Source organism: Pseudomonas sp. OV226, from assembly GCF_003148705.1.
Taxonomy (GTDB): Bacteria; Pseudomonadota; Gammaproteobacteria; order Pseudomonadales; family Pseudomonadaceae; genus Aquipseudomonas.
The window spans coordinates 355,888-380,869 of the sequence record NZ_QGGS01000002.1 but is presented as its reverse complement, the minus strand read 5'-3'; the positions used below and the strand labels follow the sequence as shown (position 1 = coordinate 380,869).

Here is a 24,982-nt window from a genome sequence, read left to right as displayed (position 1 = left end):
TTGATGGATGTGAGTGCCAGCGAGCAGCTTCTGGCCATGACGAGCGACCCGAGCAAGGTCGGCGTTCTGCTTGGTTAACCAAGGAGTTACCGGAAAGCTTTCCGGCATTTCCCCTGCACCAGACTACATGCCCGGAATTCCGGGAATCTAAATCCCCCTGATCCGGGGTATTTGAATGCCCGCCCCGATACTTCACCGCGCCGGGGAGTTGCTGACATAGCAACACCTGGTGCCGCACCTGCCATACCAAAACGGGAGGTCAGGTAAATGCGGGGGAATCCCACATTTCAATTTGTAGCTCTATGGGGCGCAGTGGTGGTATTTCGTGCCCCCTTATCTGCCCGAAAAGGCCGCAGATTCAACTCTGTCTCGGAGACACAATTAAAAAGGCCCCGCCTGGTCAATCAGTGCGGGGCCTTTCTTTATGCTGGCGCTGGTACGCTGCTGGTACGGCAAACCGGATCTGGTAGGTAAACCCGGTAAAACCCTTGAATAATATGGTGTCTCAGGGCAGGTTCGAACTGCCAACCTTCCCCTTAGGAGGGGGATGCTCTATCCAATTGAGCTACTGGGACACAAGTCGCACGCATTGCGGTGCGATGGAGGGCCTGCATGTTAACGGGCAGGCCTGCGTTTGTCATGTCGTCCGTAGGGCTTTTTAACTGTAGGCAGACGCCCGCATGAGGGTGGGTTCGTTTACCGTGCAAATTGCATCCTCTCAAAATACCATCATTGCAATTTGCAACGCAGGCCGTTTTCAAAGATAAGTTAATTCTTTGTTTTTAAAGGATTTAATAGCCGTTAAACTCCTGGCACGCGGGCTGCTTCAGCTGTTCTCAAGAATGTTCTCCAGAACAGCTGAGGTGAGCCTCATGAACCGCGCCCTTTTACTCTCGAATGCAATCGCTCTTGCAGTCCTGGCGAGTTTTCATTTTGCCCCCGAGAGCAGTGCGACGCAGGTTGCTCAGCGCATGCCGCATTACCTGCAACTGCAAAAAGCCCCGCAGTTAGCGGTGATGAATGATCAGCACGGTTTTAATCGCCAGGATGTGAGCCAGGAAGGTACACCCGTGTCGCAGGCTTCAGAACGCTTTGTATTTTGAATCATCCCTATCAGGAGCACAGCATGTCCAAATCAGCTGCAGGATTTTTGATCCTTGCCTTACTGAGCGGCATTCTTCATCTGGCATTGGTTCAGGAATCAGTGGTCACCCCGCCCCTGATTGCCTGCGGCGTTTTTGGTGGCTTATTTGTGCTGGCATTGATTGCCGGTCGAAAAATCAAATTCGATCCGGTTCTGCGTTGAGTGTCAGTAGATGCAGCAGGTTGGCAACGGTGACAGAGAGCTCCCCGGAATTATCCAGTCGATGGACCTGCGTATTACCGAGTAAATCGTTAGCGGCGAATTGTTCATTACGCCGCAGTCTCGCTTCGATCTCATCAAGACTCTCGCGGCCACGCCGCACCAGGCGCTTACGCAACACTTCATCCGTTACGGTCAGCACTACCGGCAACAGCGCGGGATAGCGTTGTAGCGCCTCGGCAAAATGACCGCGAGAACCGTTGATCAGTACGTGACGACCGCCCTTGAGCCAATCATTAATCTGAATCGGAATGCCATAACCCAGGCCATTGGCATGCCACGACAAGGCAAAGTCCCCTGCGTCTTTGCGACGCTCGAATTCTTCGCGGGATACGCCGATGGCGTCCTCACCCACAGACTCGGCCGAGCGTGTGATGACCCGACGCACCACTTCGCAGTTCATCGAGCGCAACGGTATTCGAGCCGCTTCAATGAGGCTGTCTTTGCCGGATCCGGAAGGCCCCATCAGATAAATCAGCCTGCCATCCATCCTGAATCATCCCCCACGACACTTGAGCCCCTAGTAAATCGGCAATTTGCCACTATTCTGTATTAGACAAGGATCAAGGATCGAATCCTTATAGCATGCACCTTCAGGCGTTTTCGGACATCACCTGCGGAGGCAAAGGATGCATTCAGCGATGCGGCGCTGGGCAAATTTTTTCCAACCAGTCCGCATTTCTGAAAATGGGTGCTGGCAGAACGCCTTTACCCAGATCAATATTTGTCACAGAATTGACGCCAATGATCTGGCTGCTTTGAGGCATGATGCGCGCCTCTATCAATTCAGGTTGAACATTTGGCCATAACGCTTGTCCTACCAGACATCCTGCGGCCAATCCCGAGAACCGCTCCCCTGAACTAACCGGTTAAATATATGCGCCCATTGAAACAGGCAATTTATTCCAGCCGTACGGCTGACAAGTTCGTCGTACGTCTGCCAGACGGAATGCGTGAACGCATTGCCGAGGTGGCTCGCAATCATCATCGCAGCATGAACTCCGAAATCATTGCGCGCCTTGAGCAGAGCCTTATTCAGGAAGGCGCACTGGGCGAAGAATTGAGCATGCGCCTGGACAGCCCCGAACTGTCATTGCACGAACGCGAGTTACTGCAACGCTTTCGTCAACTCTCTCACCGCCAACAAAACGCTCTCGTGTCGCTGATTGCCCACGACGCCGAATTGGCCGCCGACGCTTCCTGATTCATCCCGAAAGCTCAAGCCAGCATAATTGCTGGCTTTTTTTTGCCTGAAATCTGGCAAAAAAAACCCGCCGGGTTGGGCGGGTTTTCAAAAGCGTACACGTCAGAGCAGAAAGATCGTCGCCAGCCCGAGGAAGATGAAGAATCCGCCGCTGTCGGTCATGGCAGTAATCATTACACTCGCGCCCATCGCCGGGTCGCGCCCAAGTCGCGCCAGGGTCATTGGAATCAAAACCCCCATCAATGCTGCCAGCAACAGATTGAGCGTCATGGCGGCAGTCATGACCACGCCAAGGGACCAACTGCCGTAAAGCATATAGGCCACTACCCCAATCACCCCGCCCCAGACCAGGCCATTGATCAAACCGACCGCCAGCTCCTTGCGCATCAGTCGCGAGGTATTGCCGGTACTGACCTGATCCAGAGCCATGGCCCGCACGATCATGGTGATGGTCTGGTTACCGGAGTTGCCACCGATACCGGCGACGATCGGCATCAGTGCCGCCAGCGCGACCAGTTTTTCGATGGAGCCTTCAAACAGGCCAATTACCCGGGAAGCAATAAACGCAGTAATCAGGTTCACCGCCAGCCAGGCCCAACGGTTACGCAGGGATTTCCAGACTGACGCAAAAATGTCTTCTTCTTCGCGCAGACCCGCCATGTTGAGAACTTCGTTTTCGCTCTCTTCACGAATCAGGTCGACCATTTCGTCGATGGTCAGACGGCCGATCAGCTTGCCGTTCTTGTCGACCACGGGGGCAGAGATCAAGTCATAACGTTCAAACGCCTGAGCAGCGTCGTAGGCGTCTTCGTCCGGGTGAAAACTCACCGGATCGCTGGCCATGACTTCCGAAACCTGTTTTTCCGGATCGTTGACCAGCAAACGCTTGATCGGCAGCACGCCCTTGAGCACGCCGTCATAGTCGACCACAAACAATTTGTCGGTATGACCCGGCAGCTCCTTGAGACGGCGCAGGTAACGCAGGACCACTTCGAGACTGACATCCTCACGGATGGTCACCATCTCGAAGTCCATCAGTGCACCGACCTGCTCCTCGTCATAGGACAACGCGGAGCGAACGCGCTCACGCTGCTGGCCGTCGAGGGTTTCCATCAGCTCGTGGACGACGTCTCGCGGCAGCTCGGAAGCCAGGTCAGCAAGTTCGTCGGCGTCCATGTCCTTGGCCGCCGCCAGGAGCTCGTGATCGTCCATGTCGGCGATCAGGGTTTCACGGACCGAGTCGGATACTTCGAGCAGGATGTCGCCGTCACGATCCGCCTTGACCAGCTGCCAAAGCGTCAGACGATCGCCCAGCGGCAGTGCTTCAAGGATGTAGGCGACGTCGGCGGAGTGCAGATCATCGAGCTTGCGTTGCAGCTCGACGAGATTCTGCCGGTGAACCAGGTTCTCGACCCGGTCGTGGTGCGGACCTTCCTGGCGATGAGTCAGGTCTTCGACAACCCGCTGACGCTGCAACAGCTCAACAACTTGAGCGAGGCGGTCCTGCAGGCTTTCTTGCGTTTTCTTTACTTCAACTTCGGACATAGGCGAACTCCACTCCCAGCAGCGGGGCACGCCGGAAGGATCAATCAGTCAATTCATGATTGGTAAAACGGGGTATTGAGTAACTACTGGGTAAGTCCATGGATGTATTCCACAAGCCCCGGCGGGGCTGACGGGCGCAATGATACACCGCCCAACGGTTTTAAACGTTAAAAAATCGTGGCTGAAACAAGCGCTTGCAAGCCAAACCTGAGCGCCACCTTATCTATCAAACTGCGACGACTCATTCTGAAAAGAAAACACACCGCTCTCAAAAAATGTAGCAGCTACCCTTGATATCGACCGTCATGGAGGACGCCAAATGTCACCTTATTCCTACTATTTTTTGCTGAGCGCGCTGCTTTGCCTGTCGCCTTGGTTGCATGCGGCGGCTGTCCACCGGTGCGAGGCACCCAACGGGCACCTGACCTTCACCACTATGAGCTGCACGGACGCAGAGAGCCTGTCAGTGCAGGAGGTGCGCCCCTTCACCCCCGGCAGCGTGATGGCGCTCATGCCGAACGCCGACAGCACTGAAAAATCAGGCAGGAATAGCAAAAGCAGAGCGCCGACCATTGTGGGTCAAGCCGAGGACAAATGTGGAAATCTGATCGACGCCAGAAAACGGCGCGAAGCGATCATCAATCAACGAGTCGTTGCCGGCATGAGCCAACAGGATGTCGAGAGCGCTCTCGGCAAGCCAGACAAGATCAGTATCAGGAATTCATCAACGAGTTACCGTTACGACACCAAGCGAGGTCGCAGCGCACATGTCGAGTTCGACGAGAAAGGATGTACGAAAGGAAAAGCCAAATCCCAGACGGCAAAAAGCCCGCATTAAATGCGGGCTTTCTGTTGTATGGTGCACTCGACAGGATTCGAACCTGTGACCGCTCGGTTCGTAGCCGAGTACTCTATCCAGCTGAGCTACGAGTGCATTTGTGTTTTTAGACCAGATCACAACTGGTTGAAGCCAAGTCATTCACATTGCTGCAGATGACTCTTAAATGGTGCACTCGACAGGATTCGAACCTGTGACCGCTCGGTTCGTAGCCGAGTACTCTATCCAGCTGAGCTACGAGTGCATTTGTTGCCGCGCATTATAGGCCGTTGAATCTTTTTGTAAAGCGCTTTTTTCTAGTAATTTCAACAACTTACCGAAGAAGCCAGATTACAACGCACTACGCAAATAATGGCGGAGAACGGGGGATTCGAACCCCCGACACCCTTTTGAGGTGTACTCCCTTAGCAGGGGAGCGCCTTCGGCCACTCGGCCAGCTCTCCGCAACACGGGGCGTATCTTAACCAACCTTTTCCCCGTTTGCAAACATAAAAAACGATAAAAATTAATGGCTTGGTTCTTCGTCCTTCTCTTTCTTTATACGCAGGTAAATTTCCTCACGATGCACAGCAACCTCTTTCGGGGCGTTGACACCGATACGCACTTGATTTCCTTTGACGCCGAGCACGGTCACGGTGATTTCGCCATCACCAATAATCAGGCTTTCTGCGCACCGACGGGTCAGAATCAGCATACCTTTCTCCTAACGCATTTCATTTCAGGGACAACAGTCTGCAAAAAAAAGGCACTCGACCCACAACCAGAATGATCGCAGCCCTACATGCCTGAGTATTGACCAGCGCGAGCAAAAGAACAGTTCCAGGTCGCGCCACTCAAAAAAAAACGAAGGGCGCGGTCAGACCGCGCCCTTCGTCAAACGCATCACTCGCCCTGACGGGCTGGCGCGTCCAGTTCGAAAGCTGTGTGCAGAGCGCGCACAGCCAGTTCCAGGTACTTCTCTTCGATCACAACGGAGACTTTGATTTCCGAGGTCGAGATCATCTGGATATTGATGCTTTCTTTCGCCAGCGATTCGAACATGCGGCTAGCCACGCCTGCGTGCGAACGCATGCCAACGCCCACGATCGACACCTTGGCGATCTTGGTGTCACCCACGACTTCACGGGCACCCAGTTCGCTAGCAGTTTTTTCCAGCACGGTTTGCGCCGCCTGGTAGTCGTTGCGGTGCACAGTGAAGGTGAAGTCGGTGGTGTTATCGTGCGCAACGTTCTGCACGATCATGTCGACTTCAATGTTCGCGGCACTGATCGGGCCGAGAATCTTGAATGCAACGCCCGGGATGTCTGGCACGCCACGGATGGTCAGCTTGGCTTCATCGCGGTTGAAAGCGATACCGGAAATGATCGGCTGTTCCATGGTTTCCTCTTCATCAATAGTAATGAGGGTGCCCGGACCCTCCTTGAAGCTGTGCAGAACGCGCAGCGGAACGTTGTACTTGCCGGCGAACTCGACCGCACGGATCTGCAAAACCTTGGAACCGAGGCTGGCCATTTCCAGCATCTCTTCGAAGGTAATCTTTTCCAGGCGCTGGGCCACGGACACCACGCGCGGGTCAGTGGTGTAGACACCATCGACATCGGTGTAAATCTGGCATTCATCAGCCTTCAAGGCTGCTGCCAGCGCCACGCCGGTGGTATCGGAACCGCCACGACCGAGGGTGGTGATGTTGCCGTGCTCGTCGACGCCCTGGAAACCGGCGACAACCACCACGCGACCGGCCTTCAGGTCGCCGCGAATCTTCTGGTCATCAATCTGCAAGATACGCGCTTTATTGTGCGCGCTATCGGTCAGAATCCGTACCTGATTGCCGGTGTACGACACCGCTGGCACGCCACGCTTCATCAGCGCCATGGCCAACAGCGCAATCGTCACCTGCTCACCGGTGGAGACGATCACATCCAGTTCACGCGGAACCGGTTGGTCATCACCACTGATTTGCTTGGCCAGATCGATCAGACGGTTGGTTTCGCCGCTCATTGCAGACAGCACAACCACCAGGTCATCGCCGGCATCGCGGAATTTCTTAACCTTGTCGGCGACCTGCTCGATTCTCTCGACAGTGCCGACTGAGGTGCCTCCAAATTTCTGTACGATCAAAGCCATTTCAAAGCCGCCTCTGCCCATGAAGGGCGCCCAAATAATCACTCAAACAGCGTTCTGGCCCGCCACTAGACCGCGGGCCAGACACTCTGCCTTATAAACCCTGCTCTACAAATGGAACGGTCAGGGCCAATGCTGCATCCAGTGCGCCAGCGTCTGTACCGCCGCCCTGCGCCATGTCCGGACGACCACCGCCCTTCCCGCCCACTGCCGCAGCGGCTTGCTTCATCAAATCACCGGCTTTGAGTTGGCCAGTCAGGTCTTTGGTTACGCCTGCAACCAGAACGACCTTTTCCTCATGGACACTGCCGAGCAGGATCACTGCGCGGCCGAGTTTGTTTTTCAGTTGATCGACCAGCGCCAGCAGCGCTTTGCCGTCCTGACCGTCCAGACGCACGGCCAACACCTTCACGCCTTTGACGTCCAGTGCAGAGGCCGACAGATCGTCGCCCGCCGCGCTGGCAGCCTTGGCCTGCAACTGCTCGAGTTGCTTCTCCAGCAGACGGTTGCGCTCCAGCACAGCCGACAGCTTGTCGATCAGGTTGTCGCGGCTACCCTTGACCAGGTTCGCCGCTTCCTTGAGTTGTTCTTCAGCCGCGTTCAAGTAGGCCAGTGCCGCAGCACCAGTGACTGCCTCGATACGACGTACGCCCGATGCCACACCGCCTTCGCTGATGATTTTCAGCAGGCCGATGTCGCCGGTACGGTTGGCATGGATACCGCCGCACAGCTCGACGGAGAAATCACCGCCCATGCTCAGTACGCGCACGTTGTCGCCGTACTTCTCGCCGAACAGCGCCATGGCGCCCTTCTTCTTGGCGGTTTCGATGTCGGTTTCTTCGGTTTCAACGGCGGAGTTCTTGCGAATCTCGGCGTTGACGATGTCTTCCAGCGCTTTCAACTGCTCAGGCTTGATCGCTTCGAAGTGACTGAAGTCAAAGCGCAGGCGCTGACTGTCGACCAACGAGCCTTTTTGCTGAACGTGATCGCCCAGCACCTGACGCAATGCCGCGTGCAGCAAGTGGGTCGCCGAGTGGTTCAGCGAAGTGGCGTGACGCACGTCAGCCTCAACGTGGGCTTCCACGGGAGCGCCGATGATCAGGCTGCCGCTTGCCAGCACGCCGTGGTGCAGGAACGCTCCGCCGGTCTTGGTGGTGTCACGCACGTCGAAACGCGAAGCGCCGGCTTGCAGATAACCACAGTCGCCGATCTGGCCGCCGGATTCGGCGTAGAACGGCGTCTTGTCGAGAACGATCACGCCCTCGTCGCCTTCGCTCAATACGTCGACCGACTGCCCGTCCTTGTACAGGGCAACGATTTTTGCCGAACCGCTGGTATCGGTGTAGCCAGTGAATTCGGTGGCCACGTCAACCTTGACCAGGGTGTTGTAGTCCAGGCCGAACGAGCTGGCCGAACGCGCACGCACGCGCTGGGCTTCCATCTCGCGCTCGAATCCGGCTTCGTCGATGGTCAGCTCTCGCTCACGGGCAATGTCGGCGGTCAGGTCCATCGGGAAACCGTAGGTGTCATACAGCTTGAACACCACGTCGCCCGGCACCACAGTGCCTTTGAGTTCGGCCAGATCCTGCTCGAGAATCTTCAAGCCGTGTTCCAGGGTCTTGGAGAACTGCTCTTCCTCGGCCTTGAGCACGCGCTCAATGTTGGTCTGTTGCTGCTTGAGTTCCGGGAAGGCTTCGCCCATCTCGGCCACCAGCGCCGCGACGATCTTGTAGAAGAAGCTACCGGTTGCGCCCAGCTTGTTACCGTGACGGCAGGCGCGACGAATGATCCGGCGCAGTACATAACCGCGACCTTCGTTGGACGGCAGAACGCCGTCGGCGATCAGGAAGCCGCACGAACGGATGTGGTCGGAAACCACTTTCAGCGAAGACTGATCGCCATTTTCGCAGCCGATCGCATCGGCCGACGCGCTCAGCAGGTTCTTGAACAGGTCGATTTCGTAGTTGGAATTTACGTGCTGCATTACCGCACTGATCCGCTCCAGGCCCATGCCGGTGTCGACCGACGGCGCTGGCAGCGGATGCAATACGCCATCGGCGGTGCGGTTGAACTGCATGAATACGTTGTTCCAGATCTCGATGTAGCGGTCACCGTCTTCTTCCGGCGAGCCCGGTGGGCCACCCCAGATGTGGTCGCCGTGATCGTAGAAAATCTCGGTGCATGGGCCACACGGGCCAGTATCGCCCATGGTCCAGAAGTTGTCGGAGGCGTAAGGCGCGCCCTTGTTGTCGCCGATGCGAATCATGCGCTCGACCGGCACACCGATTTCTTTGGTCCAGATGTCATACGCTTCGTCGTCCGAGGCATAGACGGTGACCCAGAGCTTTTCCTTCGGCAGCTTCAAAACGCCGGTCAGGAAGGTCCAGGCGAAAGTAATCGCGTCGTGCTTGAAATAGTCACCGAAGCTGAAGTTACCGAGCATTTCGAAGAATGTGTGGTGACGAGCGGTATAACCGACGTTTTCCAGGTCGCTGTTCTTGCCGCCGGCGCGTACGCATTTCTGGCTGCTGGTGGCGCGGGTGTACGCGCGTTTTTCCTGGCCCAGGAAGCAGTCCTTGAACTGGTTCATCCCCGCGTTAGTGAACAGCAGGGTTGGGTCGTTGCCCGGAATCAAAGAGCTGGAGGCTACACGGGTGTGGCCTTGCTCTTCGAAGAAGCGAAGGAAGGCTTCACGGATTTCTGCGCTTTTCATTAGGTTCTTCCACGGAGGCTGCGGCCAAAGGCCTGTTCGAAACGTCAACAGACGAAGCGACGGCAAAGGGCCGCATTATATCGGCCCTGCGCGCGGGGTACAGCGTGTTTATACGATAGAAACGGTCAAATGGAACGCTAACGCTATCACTTGCGCGAAAAGTCGACGAATGCCGCGACGACTTGTTCGATTTGAGCACGGCTGACATCCATGTGCGTGACCATTCTCAGCCGACCGGCAGCGCTGAGCTTGATGCCACGATCAGTGGCGAAGCGCTTGATCGCCTCGGCGTTGTCACCCATGGCCACGTAAACCATGTTGGTCTGCACCGGTTCAACCTCATAGCCCGCCGCACGCAGGCCTTCGGCCAGCAACTGTGCGTTGGCATGGTCGTCGGCCAGACGCTGGACGTTGTTGTCCAGCGCGTACAGGCCCGCCGCGGCCAGAATCCCGGCCTGACGCATGCCACCGCCGACCATTTTGCGTAACCGGCGTGCCTTGCCGATCAACTCGACCGAACCGCACAGCACCGAACCGACTGGCGCTCCCAGGCCTTTGGACAAGCAGACCGAAACGGAATCGAAGTGCTGAGTGATTTCCCGGGCATCAACCCCCAGTTTGACTGCCGCGTTGTATAACCGCGCGCCGTCCAGGTGCAGCTGCAACCCGTGCTCACGGGTAAAACCGCGGGCCCGCGCCAGATATTCAAGCGGCAGCACCTTGCCTTGCATGGTGTTTTCCAGCGCCAGCAAACGGGTGCGGGCGAAATGAAAATCGTCCGGTTTGATCGCGGCCGCCACGTGGGCCAGGTCCAGCGAGCCATCGGCCTGCACTTCCAGCGGCTGCGGCTGAATCGAACCGAGCACCGCCGCACCGCCACCTTCGTACTTATAGGTGTGCGCCTGCTGGCCAACGATGTACTCCTCGCCGCGCTCGCAATGTGCCATCAGGCCCAGCAAGTTGCTCATGGTGCCTGTCGGAACGAACAGCGCCGCCGCGAAACCCAGGCGCTTGGCCAATTCGGTTTCCAGACGATTGACCGTCGGATCTTCACCATAAACATCGTCACCGGTGGTGGCTGTGGCCATCGCGTCGAGCATGCTGGCGCAAGGTTGGGTGACGGTGTCGCTGCGAAGATCGATAACGCTCATGAATCTGGCCTCGGTAAGCAGGGGGAAATCCCTTTCAGGAAAGAATTACTGCGGGCATGGCGACGATTAATCAACCCTTGCGCAGGAAAAGGTCGATTAAACCAACGGAAAAGTCGATGACAATCATCCAAAAGGGGCCATGCGCATACCGCAAATATGTGATAAAAACGCTGCGCTGCCAAACATTCCGGCGGCAAAAACGTTCTCAGGGCGGGGTGCAACTCCCCACCGGCGGTAATTGCGCGCAATGCGCATAGCCCGCGAGCGCTTGGCGACAGGCACGGCCTTGGCTGTGTATGACGACAAGGTCAGCAGACCCGGTGTGATCCCGGGGCCGACGGTCATAGTCCGGATGAAGAGAGAACGGGATTGACACCATAGGGCCGTCCGCAGGCATTCGTGCGAGCGTGCGCACCCTCAAATCCCATTCGATTCATATGCCCTGTTTTAACCATAAACAGGAGTCAGAACATGCAACCCACCGCAATCGACAGCAAAAGCAAACACTCTCACGGCGAGCGCGTTGCGTTCATCCAGGCCTGCTGGCACAAGGAAATCGTCGATCAGAGCCGTAAAGGCTTCGTGACCGAAATGATTGCCCAGGGTTATCAGGAGTCAGAAATCGATTTCTTCGAAGTCGGCGGCGCCTTTGAAATGCCCCTGCACGCCAAGTTGCTGGCCAAGACCGGTCGTTATGCCGGCATCGTCGCCGCAGCCCTGGTGGTTGATGGCGGGATCTACCGTCACGAGTTCGTCGCCCAGTCGGTGGTCAGCGGCCTGATGCAGGTGCAACTGGAAACCGAAGTGCCAGTGTTCTCGGTATCCCTGACCCCGCACCACTTCCATGCCGGTGAAGAGCACCAGAAATTCTTCTTCGAGCATTTCCTGCATAAAGGCCAGGAAGCGGCGAAAACGTGCGCGGATACGCTGCAGAAGATGCGTGCGCTGCGCCGCACCGAGCCGCGTGCAATGGCTGTCTAATCCAAAATCTTTGGTCCGGGTGAAGTCTCTGCCTTCACCCAAACCAACTGTGGGAGCGAGCTTGCTCGCGATAGCGGTTTAACATTCAACGGTGATGTTGTTTGTTATACCGCTATCGCGAGCAAGCTCGCTCCCACAGGGGGGTTGCGTATCGCTTAAGTTGTGGTCAGGCCAGGTTTTCGTCAGTCGTCGGCACGACCAGAATGCCGGCACGCAAGCCATTCTTCACCTTGGGGTTCGGAAAGATGATCCGGGCGCCCTCTTCTTCGATGATCCAGCGGGTATTGGCGATGTCTTCCGCCAGCAGATAACCCACCTCCAGCTGCGAAAAATTCTCGATGTCCACTGGAAGGTTCAAGCGGAAGCTATCGCTGTGCTTGATGATTTCCCGCGCCACGCTGTACAGCTGCAAACCGTCCAGCGCTGCGTCGGTCAGTTCCGGCTCGGTGCCTTCGATGATCTGTTTCAGGCGGTTTTCCAGCAGGGAAACGTTGACCCCGTCGTTCTGCCCGAACGGCCGTGCCTTGCCCAGTTCAAGGGTGAAGGACTCGGCGCCCAGCTTGTCGTAGGTGTAGGAACTGAAGACGATGGACGGCTTGTTCTGCAACAACACGGCCTCCATCCCGGCAGCACGCAGGCGCGCCAGTTCCAGACGCGAATGCTGGCGGCCTTCCTTCCAGGGGTACAAGGCGAACTGTTCGATTTTCGAGCCGCGAATCGCAGTGTGCAGATCGTAGTGCAGGCGCTGGCGATCCGGCAGGCTGAAGAAACTCGCCGCCAGCCGCTCCAGCTCACAAGCGCGCAAGGCTTCTGAGCCGCTGCTTTGTTCGTGACGGCCATTGAACAGCCGATTGACGTCCTGCTCGATGAAACGCTCGCCTTTACGGATCGCGTCGGGGTTACCGAACAGGAACAGAATACGTGCGCGTGGCTTGAGGTCGCCACGGGCGATGTCATGCAACAGGCGATCGAGCAATTCGATCGGCGCTGTTTCGTTGCCATGGATACCGGCCGACAGCAGCAGGTCCAGGCCGTTGTCGCGAGCCTCAGGTGGCCGGACTTCCAGCGCACCTTCGCTCAACCAGCGCATCCGCACGCCTTCGACTGTCAGTTGAGTCTTCTCCGCCGGTTCGCGGCCGGCGAGGGTTAGTTCAAGCAGTTTGCCGAGGGCGAGCATAGAGCGTTTCCTTAGTGGTCGTGTGCGCAATCCGGGCCATGCACGTGGTCTTCGTCGCCGACTTCAGCCGGTTCCATTTCCAGTTGCAGACTTACCAGATTAGTCGCCAATGGGCGCAGCAGCAGGTTGGCGTATTCAGCGTCGCCTTCTTCAACGTCCACACCGATCAGCAGTTGGCCGCGGCCATCGTGCTGGATCCACAGCTCTTTGCCTTGCCACATGACCGCGACGCGGGTGCAGGAAGTTTCCAGTTGCGTGCCGTCGGTGTCTTCAAGGATCAGCTGCAGGGTATCGCTCATGTTTTTTACGCTCTCGGTTGAGACTTTCAATTGATCTGGAATGGATAAACCGCGCCCAGTTTAAGGATTTGCGTCAGTTCATCCAGTGCCGTCCGGCACTCAAGCAACAATTGCGGGTCCGCGAGATCGGTTTCGGTCATGCGGTCGCGGTAGTGCTTGTCGACCCATTCGGTCAGCGTGCCGTACAACGGGGCCGTCATGATAACCCCTGGATTGACGGCCGCCAGCTCGGTTTCATTCAGTGCGACGCGCAGCCGCAGGCAAGCCGGGCCACCGCCGTTCTGCATGCTTTGCTTGAGATCGAACACCTTCACTTCACGGATCAGGCCGCCGGAGCCGGTCAAACCTTGCAGGTATTGCCAGACACGCTCGTTGCCACGGCACTCTTCCGGCACGATCAACAGCATCGAACCGTCAGGACGCGACAGCAGTTGGCTGTTGAACAAATAGGAACGAACGGCGTCTTCGACGGTAACTGCCGAACGCGGTACGCAGACTGACTGGAATTTCCCACCGACCTTGGCGAGTTTGCTTTGCAGTTCCGCCAGCATCTGCTCGGTGTCGAGGAACGCGTCCTCGTGATAGAACAACACCTCACCGTTACCCACGGCGATCACGTCGTTGTGAAACACGCCCTGATCGATCACCGACGGGTTCTGCTGCGCGTAGACCACGCCGTCTTCACTCAAGCCGTGCAGGCGGGCAACGGCCTGGGACGCTTCCAGTGTCTGGCGCGCCGGGTATTTCTGCGGCGCCGGGTAACGGGTATCGAAAGCGCTGCGACCGAACACGAAGAACTCGACGCCTGCTTCACCGTATTCACGGCAGAAACGGGTGTGGTTGGCGGCGCCTTCGTCACCGAACTGCGCCACGGCCGGCAACGCGGCGTGGTGAGCAAAGTGCTTCTGATCGGCGAACATTGCCCCCAGAACGCGACTGGTGGTCGGGTGTTCGATGCTGCGGTGATATTTGCAGTTGAGGTTGGCGGCAGTGAAATGCACGCGGCCATCGGCCGTGTCGGCACTTGGGCTGACCGTGGCGGCGTTGGCCACCCACATGCTCGAGGCCGAGCAACTGGCGACCAGCAACGGCATCGCTTCTTTGGCGGCGCGCTCGATCACTTGAGCATCGGTGCCGCTGAAGCCAAGACGACGCAGCGCGGCGATGTCCGGGCGTTCTTGCGGCGCCAGCACGCCCTGCTGGAAGCCCATCTCCATCAGCGATTTCATTTTCGCCAGGCCTTGCAGCGCGGCTTCCTTCGGGTTCGAAGACTGCTGGCTGTTGCTCTGGGACGCGACGTTGCCGTAGGACAGGCCGCCGTAGTTATGGGTCGGCCCCACTAGACCGTCAAAATTGACTTCATAGGATTTCATCAGCGAGGCTCCACGAGAATCTGTTGTTATAGGCTTCAATAAATATGACTGGATGCGAATCCTGTAGCAGCTGCCGAAGGCTGCGTTCGGCTGCGTAGCAGTCGTTAATCGGTACACCGTGTTTCCAGATCAGAATCATGGATACCGCAATCGCGACTGCTTCGCAGCCGAACGCAGCCTTCGGCAGCTGCTACATAAGCCCTAAGAAAGCTTCACGCCAGGCGTGAGAGCGGCAGGCAACACCAGGCTCGGCGTTTCCAGCGAGGCCACCGGATACGCGCAGTAATCGGCGGCGTAGTAGGCGCTGGCGCGATGGTTGCCCGAGGCACCGACGCCGCCAAATGGCGCGCTGCTCGCCGCACCGGTCAATTGCTTGTTCCAGTTGACGATACCGGCGCGGCTTTCCAGCCAGAACTGCTGATAACGTGCCTCGGAGTCCGACAGCAGGCCCGCCGCCAGGCCATAGTCGGTGTCGTTGGCTTCAGCGATCGCCGCTTCAAAATCAGCGTAGCGGATCACTTGCAGCAACGGGCCGAACAGCTCTTCGTCAGGACGATCGGCAACGGCAGTGACATCCAGAATACCCGGGGTCAGCAAGGCCGCTTGAGCCTGAGGCTGAGTCATCTCCAGCAAGGCTACCGCACCATTGGCCAGCAAATGTTCCTGCGCATCCATCAGCGCTTTCGCAGCACCGAGGGAAATCACCGAACCCATGAACGGTGCCGGCTGCTGATCAAACGCGCCGACTTCAATCGTCGAGCTGACCGCCACCAGACGCGCCAGCAGCGTGTCGCCCCATGCGCCTTGCGGCACCAGCAAACGACGTGCGCAGGTGCAACGCTGGCCGGCAGAAATGAAGGCCGACTGGATGATGGTGTAAACGGCGGCATCGAGGTCCGCCACTTCGTCGACCACCAGTGGGTTGTTACCGCCCATTTCCAGCGCAAGGATTTTGTCCGGACGACCGGCAAATTGCTGATGCAAGTGGTTGCCCGTGCGGCTGGAGCCGGTGAAGAACAAGCCGTCGATGCCCGGGTTCGCCGCCAGGGCAATACCGGTTTCGCGAGCGCCTTGCAGCAGGTTTAGCACGCCCGCCGGCAGGCCAGCTTCGATCCAGCACTTGACCGTCAGCTCGGCGACTTTCGGAGTCAACTCGCTCGGTTTGAACAACACGCTGTTACCGGCCAGCAGCGCCGGCACGATATGACCGTTCGGCAAGTGGCCAGGGAAATTGTAAGGACCGAACACGGCCACCACGCCGTGTGGTTTGTGACGCAACACAGCGGTGGCGTCGCCCAGCGGGCCGCTTTTCTCGCCGGTACGTTCACGGTAGCTCTGCACCGAAATCGCAATCTTGTTGACCATGCTGGTCACTTCGGTCGCCGATTCCCACAGCGGTTTGCCGGTTTCCTCACCGATGCAGCGCGCCAGTTCGTCAGCCTTGTTTTTCAGCGCAGCGGCAAAGGCCTCAAGCACGGCAATGCGCTCATCCAGCGTACGACGGGCCCAACCGGGGAATGCCTGACGAGCGGCTTGCACGGCGGATTCAACCTGAGCGGCCGTGGCGCCTTCGCCGGCCCACAGCACTTGCTGGGTCACCGGGTTCAGCGACTGGAAGGTTTCGCCCTGGCCAGCCAGCCATTCACCTGCGATGTACAGCGAATTCATTACTTCGACTCCCGAGCAGCAGACAACGGAACGGCGCGCACTTGATCGCCGGCGTTGAGTTGAAGACGTTTGGCGGTCAGCGGATCAACCACCAGCGTGCCGGCGGCGAAGCGTGCTGGCGCGGCAGTGATCCGGCAGTCTTCGCGCTTGCGGTTGTGAATCAGGAAAGGCGTCGCGTCGTCACCCGGCGTGCCGATGGCCAACACCAGTGCCTCGCTGTCGCGCACGGCGCGGATCTTGCCGGTTTCGCACTCCACGGCCGGGCCGGCGTCGAAGATGTCGACGTAACCCTGGTAGCTGAACCCTTCACTCTTGAGCATGGCCAGTGCCGGCTCGGTGTCCGGGTGGACCTGACCGATAACATTGCGCGCATCTGGCGACAGGAAGCAGGTGTACAGCGGAAACTTCGGCATCAGTTCGGCGATGAACGCCTTGTTGCCCACGCCGGTCAGGTAATCGGCCTGGCTGAATTCCATCTTGAAGAAGTGGCGGCCCAGGCTTTCCCAGAACGGCGAACGCCCGGCTTCATCGGACACACCGCGCATCTCGGCGATGATCTTGTTGCCGAACAGTTGCGGGAACTCGGCAATGAACAGCATCCGCGCCTTGGCCAGCATGCGGCCATTGAGCCCGGTGCGGTAATCGGCGTGCAGGAACAACGAGCACAGCTCAGAGTTACCGGTCAGGTCATTGGCCAGGAACAGCGTCGGGATCTCGCGGTAGATGTTCAGCTCTTGCGAAGCGCTGACCGTCAGGCCGACCCGGAAGTTGTACCAGGGCTCACGCAGGCCGACGGCGCCGGCGATGGCAGAAATGCCCACCACGCGCCCCGTGTCGTCTTCGAGTACGAACAGGTAGTCCGCATCAGCGCGCCCGGCTTCGCCGCGAAAGGTCTTCTCGGCCCAGCCGACCCGATGGGCCAGCCGCTCTTCGTTGGCCGGCAAAGTGGTCAGGCCGGTGCCAGTGCTGCGGGCCAGGTCGATCAGAGCGGGTAAATCGCTGCTGCGTACGGGACGAACGATCATGCTATCTCCTCAAACGGGCCGCTTGCGCCACCCGTGAAATTTCGCTGCTTTCCAGGCATTTCTTTCTGGAAATCAAAGCCGGCGTTAAACCGCCACCAGGCGCACGCTGGCACCTTCGCCGACGCCCAGGGCTTCGGCCGCTTCCAGGTCCAGGGTTACCGGTTTGCCTGGCGCGTAATCGAGCTCAAGCAACACGGCGCGGTAATCCTGCAATTGGGCATTGGCCACCAGATACTGACGACCGGCACCTTTGACCGGCTCGCCGATTTTCACCGGCACGACGCGGCTCTGGGCGATCGAACGGATCCCCGTCACACGGGCGTGCAAGGTCGGGCCACCGTCGAAAATATCGATGTAGTGATCAGTCTCGAAACCTTCGCGCATCAGGATGTCGAAAGTGATCTGCGCCCGTGGATGCACCTGGCCCATCGCCTCTTGAGCGGAGTCCGGCAGCAGCGGCACATAGATCGGGTAATGCGGCATCAGCTCGGCCAGGAACGTACGGCTCTTGAGGCCACACAGACGTTCGGCTTCAGCGTAGTTGAGGTCGAAGAAGTTACGGCCGATGGCATCCCAGAATGGCGAGTCACCGTTTTCATCGCTGTAGCCAACGATCTCGGTCACCACGGAGTCGGCGAAGCGCTCCGGATGGCTGGCCACGAACAGCAGGCGGCCACGGGAATTGAGTTCGGCCCAAGGCGACCCCACCAGCTCGCGCTGTACGTAGAAACTGGTCAGCAAACTGTTGCCGGTCAGGTCGTGGCATTGGGAGAGCACGTGGATCTTGTTATGAATCTTCAGCTCGCGGGAAGCGTGCACGAAGGTTTCATTACGGAAGCTGTAGAACGGCTCGGAATAACCCGCCGAAGCAACGATGGCCGAACAACCGACCAGTTTGCCGGTGGCGGTGTCTTCGAGGACGAAGAAATAGCTCTCTTCACCGTTGAAGCTGACTTCGGCAGAAAACGAGGCTTCGCTTGCCGCGATCTTGTCGCTCAGGCGTTCAACGTCATCCGGCAAGGAAGTGACACCAATCGGGCTATCCGCAGCCAGACGCTGTACCTCGCCCAGATCAGCCATTTGCGCGGGGCGCATCACCAGCATGGTGTCACTCCTTTCTCTAAAAACTTTCATAAGTAAAATGCCCGGCTCATGTGGGAGCGGGCTTGCCCGCGATAGCGTCCTGTCAGATAACAATGAAGTCGGCTGTCAGGCCCTCATCGCGGGCAAGCCCGCTCCCACACTTACTAAGCCCGGCACAAAAAATTGATTCGACGCCTGAATAGTCAGGCGTCGAAGGGTCTATCAGGCTTGAGTCAACTTCGCAGCAGCACGTTCGAAGCGGTCCAGGCCGGCATCGATATCGGCGTCTTCAACCACCAGGCTCGGGGCGAAACGAATCACGTCCGGGCCGGCTTGCAGAATCATCAGGCCTTCACGCTCGGCGGCGTTGAAGATGTCCTTGGCCTTGCCCTTCCAGGCATCGCTCAGCACGCAACCGATCAGCAGACCCAGGCCACGGACCTGAGTGAACAGGCCGTACTTCTCGCCAATCTGCTCCAGGCGTGCCTTGAACTTGTCGTGCTTGGCGTTGACGCCGGCCAGCACTTCAGGCGTGTTGATCACGTCGATCACCGCTTCAGCAACCGCACACGCCAGCGGGTTACCGCCATAGGTGGTGCCGTGGGTGCCGACGACCAGGTGTTTGGCCAGGTCTTCGGTGGTCAGCATGGCTGCGATCGGGAAACCGCCGCCCAGGCTCTTGGCACTGGTCAGGATGTCCGGGGTCACGCCGTAGTGCTGGTAGGCGAACAGCTTGCCGCTGCGGCCCATACCGGTTTGCACTTCGTCGAACACCAGCAGCGCATTGTGCTCGGTGCACAGTTCGCGGGCGCCTTGCAGGTAAGCCAGTTCGGCCGGCAATACGCCGCCCTCACCCTGGATCGGTTCCAGCACAACGGCGCAGGTCTTGTCGGAAATGGCCGCTTTCAAAGCCGCCAGATCGTTGTAAGGCACGTGGGTGATGCCGGTGATTTTCGGACCGAAGCCGTCGGAGTACTTCGACTGGCCACCGACGTTCACAGTGAACAGGGTACGGCCGTGGAAGCTGTTCAGCGCGGCGATGATTTCGTACTTCTCGCTGCCGTAGCGATCGAAGGCGACCCGACGGGCCAGCTTGAAAGCGGCCTCGTTGGCTTCGGCGCCGGAGTTACAGAAGAACACGCGCTCAGCAAAGGTAGCGTCGATCAGCTTATGCGCCAGGCGCAGGGCCGGCTCATTGGTGAACACGTTGGACACGTGCCACAGCTTGTTCGCCTGCTCGGTCAAGGCACCGACCAGCGCAGGGTGTGCGTGGCCCAATACGTTAACGGCAATTCCGCCGGCGAAGTCGATCAGCTCGCGGCCAGACTGGTCCCAGACGCGGGAACCGGCACCACGCACGGGGATGAAAGCGGCAGGCGCGTAGTTGGGAACCATTACCTGGTCGAAATCGGCGCGTTGTACCGCAGCGTGCTCAACGGACATCGGAGTCTCCTGAAGAGGAACACTCGCCTGAAACTGGCGAGCGATGAGGGGATTGTAAGGACAGTTTTCAGCCCGGCCTTGCCGCCAAGCGACAACTTCTTATAGCGCAAACCCCGGATTCAGCCGGGTTTACGGCAATGCGACATATAGCGTCGCAAAGGCGCAGTTTAAACTGCCGGCGCAGGTTATAGGCAGGCCTGATGAACGGTGCGGTAAATATGTACCGCACGCCACTCATCATCATCTGTTTTGCTGGCGGCTAATCCAAACGCTAAAGGAATAGCGCATGAATCAAGACGATTTTGAGCCCGCCTCGCAACCGGACTCTCACTTTCATCACGTTTACCAAAACCTGCCCGCATGGCTATTAGAGGCATCGACCGAAACGCGCGGCGCGCTGAAGAGCGCCAGCCTTGTAGCGCCTCCCTGGCATCGCACCGCTTCGCGTCTGCAACACCTGGTGCTGAAAAGCTCAAGCCAGACGCACTGGACCGAACGAAACCGGTTGGGATCGATGTTGGCGAAGGTGCAAAACGCTCAGGATTACGCAGAGCCGATTCTGGCCTCAGCGCTGAAAACCCGCTTCGACCTGGATCTGGATGTCAAAACCACCTTCCTGCGTCTGTACATCCCTCTGACCACACCCTGGTTTGCGATCAAGACCGGTGCCGCCCGCACCTGGACGGTGTCGATGCTCGACGCGGCGCTGCACAACTTTCAGCCATCAGAGGCCGAGGCCGGCGCTTATGAGGCTGACTCCACCTTCATCAGCGCACCGTCGCCCACAGGGCAGTTCGATACGTTGCCCGAGGTCTCTCGCAAACTCACGATCCAGGCCTTCACCCAGCTGTGCCGCGAACTGGATATCGGCGGCCAATACAACGCCTATCTCAAAGACAATCTGGGGCTGACCAACCGGGTAGCCGGGGCTGTTTTGAAATCGAAGGTCGGCCAAACAAACCAGGCAGCACTTCGCTCTGCGCTGAAGCTGGCTCATGCCCGCCGGGATATCGAGGACGATGCCTATAACGCAATCGAGCGATTGCTCGAGGGGCGCGCGCCCATGCCACTGGACGGTTATCCCCTGCACTGTCACGACCTGAGAATGATGTCGTCATCGCTGACCGGCATCATCGTGTTCAGCGCCAAATCGAGCCACACAACCAAGGCCACCCGGATCATCGCCTACATCCCCGATGATCCGGAGCATCCGCTCAAGCAATACCCCGACACCGTGGCGTTCATGAATGAACTGACCCACAAGCTGCGCTCACCCGCTTATCAAGCGTTTTTCAGTCGATTCGTCGATCACCACGAACGGGGCTATTTCTTTGCTGATCTCAATCGTCGCCTGCAGGCCGTCACCTGGCATCGGCATACCCGTGGTGACCCACTGCCGAGCTGGCGGGAAACCCCGATCGATCATCCCAATCTACGGTTTTCGATGACCCCGTTCAGGGCGGGACTGTGGAACCACCTCTATCAGCGGCAGCTGAACAAGATCCTCAATGATGCAAGCACCGTTGCCGTCTCCACCGCTCGCGCCGACCAGAACGCACGCTGGGCACAGTGGGACGCCTTCAGCAAAGTGGCCTCGGCGGTCCTGGAAGTCGCAACGTTCGTCGCCTTGCCGTTCGTGCCCTTCCTCGGCGAATTGATGCTGGCCTACATGGCCTATCAGGTCCTCGACGAAACCTTCGAAGGTATCGTGGACTGGGCCGAAGACCAAAAAACAGAAGCGTTCAGGCAACTGTTGAGCGTCGTCGAAACCGTGGTTCAAACGGGAACATTTGTGATCGGCAGCGCCATTGCCGCCCGCACCTTCCAGCGCCTGCTTTCCCCTGAATCAGTGGCGCTGATCGAGCCGCTCAAGCCGGTGCCGGGCCCGGACGGAAAAACCCGTTACTGGAATCCGGACCTCACCCGCTACGAACAAACCATCGACTTGCCCGCTGGCTTGCAACCCGATGACCTTGGCCTGTACCGACACGAGAACAAGACGCTGCTGCCCCTCGAGGGAAAGCTGTACGCCGTGCAATCGAATGCCAGGACAGGTACGTTCAAGATCGAGCATCCCGACCGGGTCGACGCCTATCAGCCCACCTTGCGCCACAACGGCCACGGTGCCTGGACGACCGAGCTGGAACAGCCGCTGAGCTGGGACCGCGATACCGTAATGCATCGCCTCGGGCATAGCGTCGAATCCTTCAGCCGCACCGAACGCGAAGCGATCCTGCGCATCAGTGGCTATCACGACAATGTGCTACGGGAGATTCATGTCGAGAACCATCGCCCGCCCTCACTTCTGACCGACACGATCAAGCGCTTCAAAATCGATCGTGACATTCAAAACCTGATTGACCAGAACCACACCGAACACCCCGATTACGATCGGGCGCTCAGCCAACGCAAATCGCTATTCGAATCACGCTATCGGGCGCTGGAGAAAACCACGGATCGGCCAGTTCAAGTACTTCAGGCCAACACCCAAGGGCTGCCGACAGACATCGCACAAGAACTGGCCAGCAACGCATCGGGCACCGAGCTGACGCAACTGCATAACGGAACAGTGCCTCAACGCCTGAAGGACGTCGCACTGAAAGCCATGGAGGCGGTGCGTATTACCCGGGCTTACGAAGGACTTTTTCGTGACGCACTGGAAACCGCAGACACTCATCAATTGGCGCTGCACAGCCTGAACACACTGCCCGACTGGCCCACTGACCTGCGCCTTGAAGTCAGGGATTTTTCACAGGAGGGCGCCCTGCGCGACAGCATGGGCCGCGTCGACGCTCCAAACCTCAAAACACTGGTGCGCACCGTAGACGGTAGCTATCGACTTCACGATAACGATGCCACTCCCGGCGACTTTTACCACACCCTGCTTCAGGCACTGCCAGACGCAGAGCGCGCCGCGATGGGGGGCAGCCGTAGATTCAAACAGCGCCTTGCAGAACACGCACTGGAACAACCGGGCCTGCGCACTCTGTTTGCGAAAAACCCTCATCGAAAACCCTTTTACGACCCCACCACCATGCGCCTGCCCGGCGGCACCGAGGGTTACACCCGCCGCGTCGGCATGGCGCCAACGCTCGACGACCGGGTTCGTGAGGTTTATCCCTCGCTCAACGAGGAAGAGCTCCGGTCCATGGTTCTGAGGTTACAACGTCACCCTGATGGCGCTCGCTTCGAACTTTCGCGCCTGGCCAGCGAATTGGCCCGGCTTCGTCAAGATTTGAATGGCTGGGTACTCGACGCGCCCACCACCGACGCCGAAACAGGGCTCGCGCTGAACGATTTGGATCGCCAGATCGCCCAGCGTAATCGCAAGTTGCTGGCCCGGGAAATCCAGCGAGCGTGGTGCCGGCAAACTGATCGGGAATTGGACTCCGAGGATGGCGTCGAGCGCTATGTGCTCACCTTTGTGGATCCGGTCCCGGGCGATCTGCCGACCCTGAATGCCGATTTCAACCACGTGTCCACACTGTCGCTCGAGGGTCATTTCGCCCCCCAGGGCATCCCGGCTTTTTTAGAACACTTCAAAGGGCTGCGCCGTCTCGAACTGCGCCGCTTCCATCTGAGCACACTGCCCGACGCCATCCCCCGGATGACCAGCCTCGACGCGTTGGTGCTGAGCGACTGCGGGATCAACTTTGACGCCGCCAATTGGTCGAAGCTGCAATCGCTGAACAAACTGACTTCACTGGACCTCTATCGCAATTCGATTGATGGAGTCCCGAGCCTCGAATCGATGCCCGATCTGGTCCAGGTGGACCTGAGTGACACGGGCCTGTCCAAATTCCCTCGCGGCGCGTTCCGAAGCCCGCACCTTGAATCGCTGATGTTGCTGGACAATAAAATCACTGATCTACCCACTGAATTGTTCGACAGTGCGGTGTATGAAAAACAAGGCGTTTATCTCACACACAATCCCCTGTCCAACGCCGCGCGACAGCTGATCAAACAGCAATACTTCAGCACTTCCTTTGATTTGGGTGCCTACGCCCCTGAGGCAGATATTGTCCGCGTCAGAGCGCTGTATCCGGGCATGGAGGTCGAGCAGGCGAGCGAATTTGTGTATGACTTGCCCGGTACGCTGGAAGACGGCCGGATCGAATTGACCCGTCTTGAGCAGGAACTGAGTCAGCTCCAAGTCGATCTGTCCACCTGGACCGCCAACTTGCCACCCTATCACCCCCTGACAGGTGAACCCTTCACCGCATTGCAAGAGTTTTTCGAACATTCAAGCCGCGACGAACTCAAGCACCTACTGGAGCAGTGCTGGCGCAAGGAAACGGAACTGGATGAGTTTGATTCGTCACTTGAACCCGGCTACGAGCTGGTCATCCGATCGCCTGTCCATGGAGAACTGCCAACCCTGAGCGCCAACTTTGATCATGTTTCGTCGGTGGAACTGCAGAGTGCCGATGGCGTAACGCGCATCGGGCGCTTCCTGGAGTCTTTCCCCAAGCTCAAAAACCTCAGATTGCGCTACTGCAATCTCGGAGAAATACCGGAAGCCGTGTTCAAGATGGGTCAACTCCGGTCGTTATCGCTGCCACATTGCCGCGTCCGCTTGACCACTGATTCAGTCAGTGCATTGGCGGCAATGGAACAATTGGAGTATCTGGACCTGGGCTACAACAGGCTGGAGCAAGCACCCGACCTGAGCCAAATGAGCAGCCTGGAGACCATCCTGCTCAATGACACCGGCATCACCGAACTACCGCACGGGCTGATGCAAATGAGTGAACTGGAATGGGCAGACCTGAGCGCAAACGCAATCACCGAAGTGCCCAGCGAAATTCTGGAGTTGCCACTGAAAATCGCAGAGAACATCAATTTCAGAGGCAACCGGTTTTCCGTGGAGAGCCTGTCACGGCTGGTCAGTTACTTCGAGCGCACTGGAGTGGATTTCGGTGTGGAAGATGTCATCAACCAAGGCCAGATGGAGATATCGACGTCTGGTGGTTCCGAAGTAGACGAGTAAAGCAGCCT

Annotated in this window: 19 protein-coding genes, 4 tRNA genes and 1 riboswitch; of the genes, 6 read left to right on the top strand and 17 right to left on the bottom strand. The window is 58.2% G+C overall.

Translation table 11 applies throughout. The features are described from left to right. Nucleotides 1-498: 498 nt before the first annotated feature. Nucleotides 499-575 (bottom strand) — tRNA-Arg (locus tag C7534_RS04845). A 297-nt stretch (nt 576-872) separates the two neighbouring features. Between C7534_RS04845 and C7534_RS04840 the strand changes: the two genes are divergently transcribed. Next, a complete protein-coding gene (locus tag C7534_RS04840) occupies nt 873-1,103 on the top strand; it encodes a hypothetical protein (RefSeq protein ID WP_109785268.1) in 231 nt (76 codons plus the stop codon). A 23-nt stretch (nt 1,104-1,126) separates the two neighbouring features. Beyond that, on the top strand, nt 1,127-1,306 hold the full coding sequence (locus C7534_RS04835; protein ID WP_109785142.1) for a PA3371 family protein: 180 nt from the start codon (nt 1,127-1,129) through the stop codon (nt 1,304-1,306). Here C7534_RS04835 and phnN read toward each other — a convergent pair. After that, the gene (gene phnN / locus C7534_RS04830; RefSeq protein ID WP_109785141.1) at nt 1,281-1,853 is read right to left on the bottom strand and encodes a phosphonate metabolism protein/1,5-bisphosphokinase (PRPP-forming) PhnN; all 573 of its coding nucleotides are present in this window, start codon (nt 1,851-1,853) and stop codon (nt 1,281-1,283) included. The genes C7534_RS04835 and phnN overlap by 26 nt on opposite strands. Nucleotides 1,854-2,240: 387 nt before the next feature. On the opposite strand from phnN, the gene C7534_RS04825 reads away from it, so the two are divergent. Then, nucleotides 2,241-2,567, top strand: coding sequence for an Arc family DNA-binding protein (locus C7534_RS04825; RefSeq protein ID WP_028620557.1), 327 nt, complete (start codon nt 2,241-2,243; stop codon nt 2,565-2,567). Between the two features lie 102 nt (nt 2,568-2,669). Here C7534_RS04825 and mgtE read toward each other — a convergent pair whose 3' ends face one another. Continuing rightward, nucleotides 2,670-4,112 (bottom strand): magnesium transporter, encoded by a 1,443-nt coding sequence (gene mgtE, locus C7534_RS04820; protein WP_109785140.1) that lies wholly within the window; start codon nt 4,110-4,112, stop codon nt 2,670-2,672. Nucleotides 4,113-4,431: 319 nt separating this feature from the next. Between mgtE and C7534_RS04815 the strand changes: the two genes are divergently transcribed. After that, a complete protein-coding gene (locus C7534_RS04815; RefSeq protein ID WP_046031540.1) occupies nt 4,432-4,950 on the top strand; it encodes a SmpA/OmlA family hypothetical protein in 519 nt (172 codons plus the stop codon). A 19-nt stretch (nt 4,951-4,969) separates the two neighbouring features. Here C7534_RS04815 and C7534_RS04810 read toward each other — a convergent pair. The 7 genes from C7534_RS04810 to ltaE form a co-directional block, all read right to left on the bottom strand. After that, nucleotides 4,970-5,046, bottom strand: a tRNA-Arg gene (locus C7534_RS04810). Between the two features lie 71 nt (nt 5,047-5,117). Further along, nucleotides 5,118-5,194 (bottom strand) — tRNA-Arg (locus C7534_RS04805). A 108-nt stretch (nt 5,195-5,302) separates the two neighbouring features. Then, nucleotides 5,303-5,393 (bottom strand) — tRNA-Ser (locus C7534_RS04800). A 62-nt stretch (nt 5,394-5,455) separates the two neighbouring features. Then, nucleotides 5,456-5,644 (bottom strand): carbon storage regulator CsrA, encoded by a 189-nt coding sequence (gene csrA / locus C7534_RS04795; protein ID WP_002554426.1) that lies wholly within the window; start codon nt 5,642-5,644, stop codon nt 5,456-5,458. Between the two features lie 188 nt (nt 5,645-5,832). Beyond that, the gene (locus C7534_RS04790; protein WP_046031539.1) at nt 5,833-7,074 is read right to left on the bottom strand and encodes an aspartate kinase; all 1,242 of its coding nucleotides are present in this window, start codon (nt 7,072-7,074) and stop codon (nt 5,833-5,835) included. Nucleotides 7,075-7,165: 91 nt separating this feature from the next. Continuing rightward, entirely contained in the window at nt 7,166-9,784 is a 2,619-nt protein-coding gene (gene alaS / locus C7534_RS04785) for an alanine--tRNA ligase (RefSeq protein ID WP_046031538.1), read from the bottom strand. Nucleotides 9,785-9,930: 146 nt separating this feature from the next. Continuing rightward, nucleotides 9,931-10,935, bottom strand: coding sequence for a low-specificity L-threonine aldolase (gene ltaE, locus C7534_RS04780; RefSeq protein ID WP_109785139.1), 1,005 nt, complete (start codon nt 10,933-10,935; stop codon nt 9,931-9,933). A gap of 197 nt (nt 10,936-11,132) precedes the next feature. Then, a riboswitch (FMN riboswitch) is annotated at nt 11,133-11,304 on the top strand. A 102-nt stretch (nt 11,305-11,406) separates the two neighbouring features. Between ltaE and C7534_RS04775 the strand changes: the two genes are divergently transcribed. Continuing rightward, a complete protein-coding gene (locus tag C7534_RS04775) occupies nt 11,407-11,916 on the top strand; it encodes a 6,7-dimethyl-8-ribityllumazine synthase (protein ID WP_109785138.1) in 510 nt (169 codons plus the stop codon). A gap of 166 nt (nt 11,917-12,082) precedes the next feature. Here the strand turns inward: C7534_RS04775 and astE are convergent, their stop codons facing one another. The 7 genes from astE to C7534_RS04735 all read right to left on the bottom strand — a co-directional run bounded on the left by astE (nt 12,083) and on the right by C7534_RS04735 (nt 19,984). Further along, complete coding sequence (gene astE / locus C7534_RS04770) at nt 12,083-13,093, bottom strand: succinylglutamate desuccinylase (RefSeq protein ID WP_046031535.1); 1,011 nt, start codon at nt 13,091-13,093, stop codon at nt 12,083-12,085. Nucleotides 13,094-13,104: 11 nt separating this feature from the next. Then, entirely contained in the window at nt 13,105-13,392 is a 288-nt protein-coding gene (locus tag C7534_RS04765; RefSeq protein WP_046031534.1) for a hypothetical protein, read from the bottom strand. A gap of 26 nt (nt 13,393-13,418) precedes the next feature. Further along, nucleotides 13,419-14,765 (bottom strand): N-succinylarginine dihydrolase, encoded by a 1,347-nt coding sequence (gene astB, locus C7534_RS04760; protein WP_077431445.1) that lies wholly within the window; start codon nt 14,763-14,765, stop codon nt 13,419-13,421. Nucleotides 14,766-14,966: 201 nt separating this feature from the next. Further along, the gene (gene astD / locus C7534_RS04755) at nt 14,967-16,433 is read right to left on the bottom strand and encodes a succinylglutamate-semialdehyde dehydrogenase (RefSeq protein WP_109785137.1); all 1,467 of its coding nucleotides are present in this window, start codon (nt 16,431-16,433) and stop codon (nt 14,967-14,969) included. Beyond that, entirely contained in the window at nt 16,433-17,458 is a 1,026-nt protein-coding gene (gene astA, locus C7534_RS04750) for an arginine N-succinyltransferase (RefSeq protein ID WP_046031531.1), read from the bottom strand. The genes astD and astA overlap by 1 nt, the downstream gene beginning before the upstream one ends. An 84-nt stretch (nt 17,459-17,542) precedes the next feature. Beyond that, nucleotides 17,543-18,562: an arginine/ornithine succinyltransferase subunit alpha gene (gene aruF / locus C7534_RS04745; protein WP_046031530.1), complete on the bottom strand. Its 1,020-nt coding sequence runs from the start codon at nt 18,560-18,562 to the stop codon at nt 17,543-17,545. A 201-nt stretch (nt 18,563-18,763) separates the two neighbouring features. Further along, nucleotides 18,764-19,984, bottom strand: coding sequence for an aspartate aminotransferase family protein (locus C7534_RS04735; RefSeq protein ID WP_046031529.1), 1,221 nt, complete (start codon nt 19,982-19,984; stop codon nt 18,764-18,766). A 286-nt stretch (nt 19,985-20,270) separates the two neighbouring features. Between C7534_RS04735 and C7534_RS04730 the strand changes: the two genes are divergently transcribed. Then, nucleotides 20,271-24,974: a leucine-rich repeat domain-containing protein gene (locus C7534_RS04730; RefSeq protein ID WP_109785136.1), complete on the top strand. Its 4,704-nt coding sequence runs from the start codon at nt 20,271-20,273 to the stop codon at nt 24,972-24,974. Nucleotides 24,975-24,982 lie beyond the last annotated feature (8 nt).

Coding starts and splice junctions, on each gene's coding strand:
- C7534_RS04735 (WP_046031529.1), bottom strand. CDS start 19,984: ATGTCCGTTGAGCACGCTGCGGTACAACGCGCCGATTTCGACCAGGTA.
- astE (WP_046031535.1), bottom strand. CDS start 13,093: ATGCTCGCCCTCGGCAAACTGCTTGAACTAACCCTCGCCGGCCGCGAA.
- csrA (WP_002554426.1), bottom strand. CDS start 5,644: ATGCTGATTCTGACCCGTCGGTGCGCAGAAAGCCTGATTATTGGTGAT.
- C7534_RS04775 (WP_109785138.1), top strand. CDS start 11,407: ATGCAACCCACCGCAATCGACAGCAAAAGCAAACACTCTCACGGCGAG.
- mgtE (WP_109785140.1), bottom strand. CDS start 4,112: ATGTCCGAAGTTGAAGTAAAGAAAACGCAAGAAAGCCTGCAGGACCGC.
- alaS (WP_046031538.1), bottom strand. CDS start 9,784: ATGAAAAGCGCAGAAATCCGTGAAGCCTTCCTTCGCTTCTTCGAAGAG.
- ltaE (WP_109785139.1), bottom strand. CDS start 10,935: ATGAGCGTTATCGATCTTCGCAGCGACACCGTCACCCAACCTTGCGCC.
- phnN (WP_109785141.1), bottom strand. CDS start 1,853: ATGGATGGCAGGCTGATTTATCTGATGGGGCCTTCCGGATCCGGCAAA.
- C7534_RS04835 (WP_109785142.1), top strand. CDS start 1,127: ATGTCCAAATCAGCTGCAGGATTTTTGATCCTTGCCTTACTGAGCGGC.
- astB (WP_077431445.1), bottom strand. CDS start 14,765: ATGAAATCCTATGAAGTCAATTTTGACGGTCTAGTGGGGCCGACCCAT.
- C7534_RS04765 (WP_046031534.1), bottom strand. CDS start 13,392: ATGAGCGATACCCTGCAGCTGATCCTTGAAGACACCGACGGCACGCAA.
- aruF (WP_046031530.1), bottom strand. CDS start 18,562: ATGCTGGTGATGCGCCCCGCGCAAATGGCTGATCTGGGCGAGGTACAG.
- C7534_RS04790 (WP_046031539.1), bottom strand. CDS start 7,074: ATGGCTTTGATCGTACAGAAATTTGGAGGCACCTCAGTCGGCACTGTC.
- C7534_RS04730 (WP_109785136.1), top strand. CDS start 20,271: ATGAATCAAGACGATTTTGAGCCCGCCTCGCAACCGGACTCTCACTTT.
- C7534_RS04815 (WP_046031540.1), top strand. CDS start 4,432: ATGTCACCTTATTCCTACTATTTTTTGCTGAGCGCGCTGCTTTGCCTG.
- astA (WP_046031531.1), bottom strand. CDS start 17,458: ATGATCGTTCGTCCCGTACGCAGCAGCGATTTACCCGCTCTGATCGAC.
- C7534_RS04840 (WP_109785268.1), top strand. CDS start 873: ATGAACCGCGCCCTTTTACTCTCGAATGCAATCGCTCTTGCAGTCCTG.
- astD (WP_109785137.1), bottom strand. CDS start 16,433: ATGAATTCGCTGTACATCGCAGGTGAATGGCTGGCTGGCCAGGGCGAA.
- C7534_RS04825 (WP_028620557.1), top strand. CDS start 2,241: ATGCGCCCATTGAAACAGGCAATTTATTCCAGCCGTACGGCTGACAAG.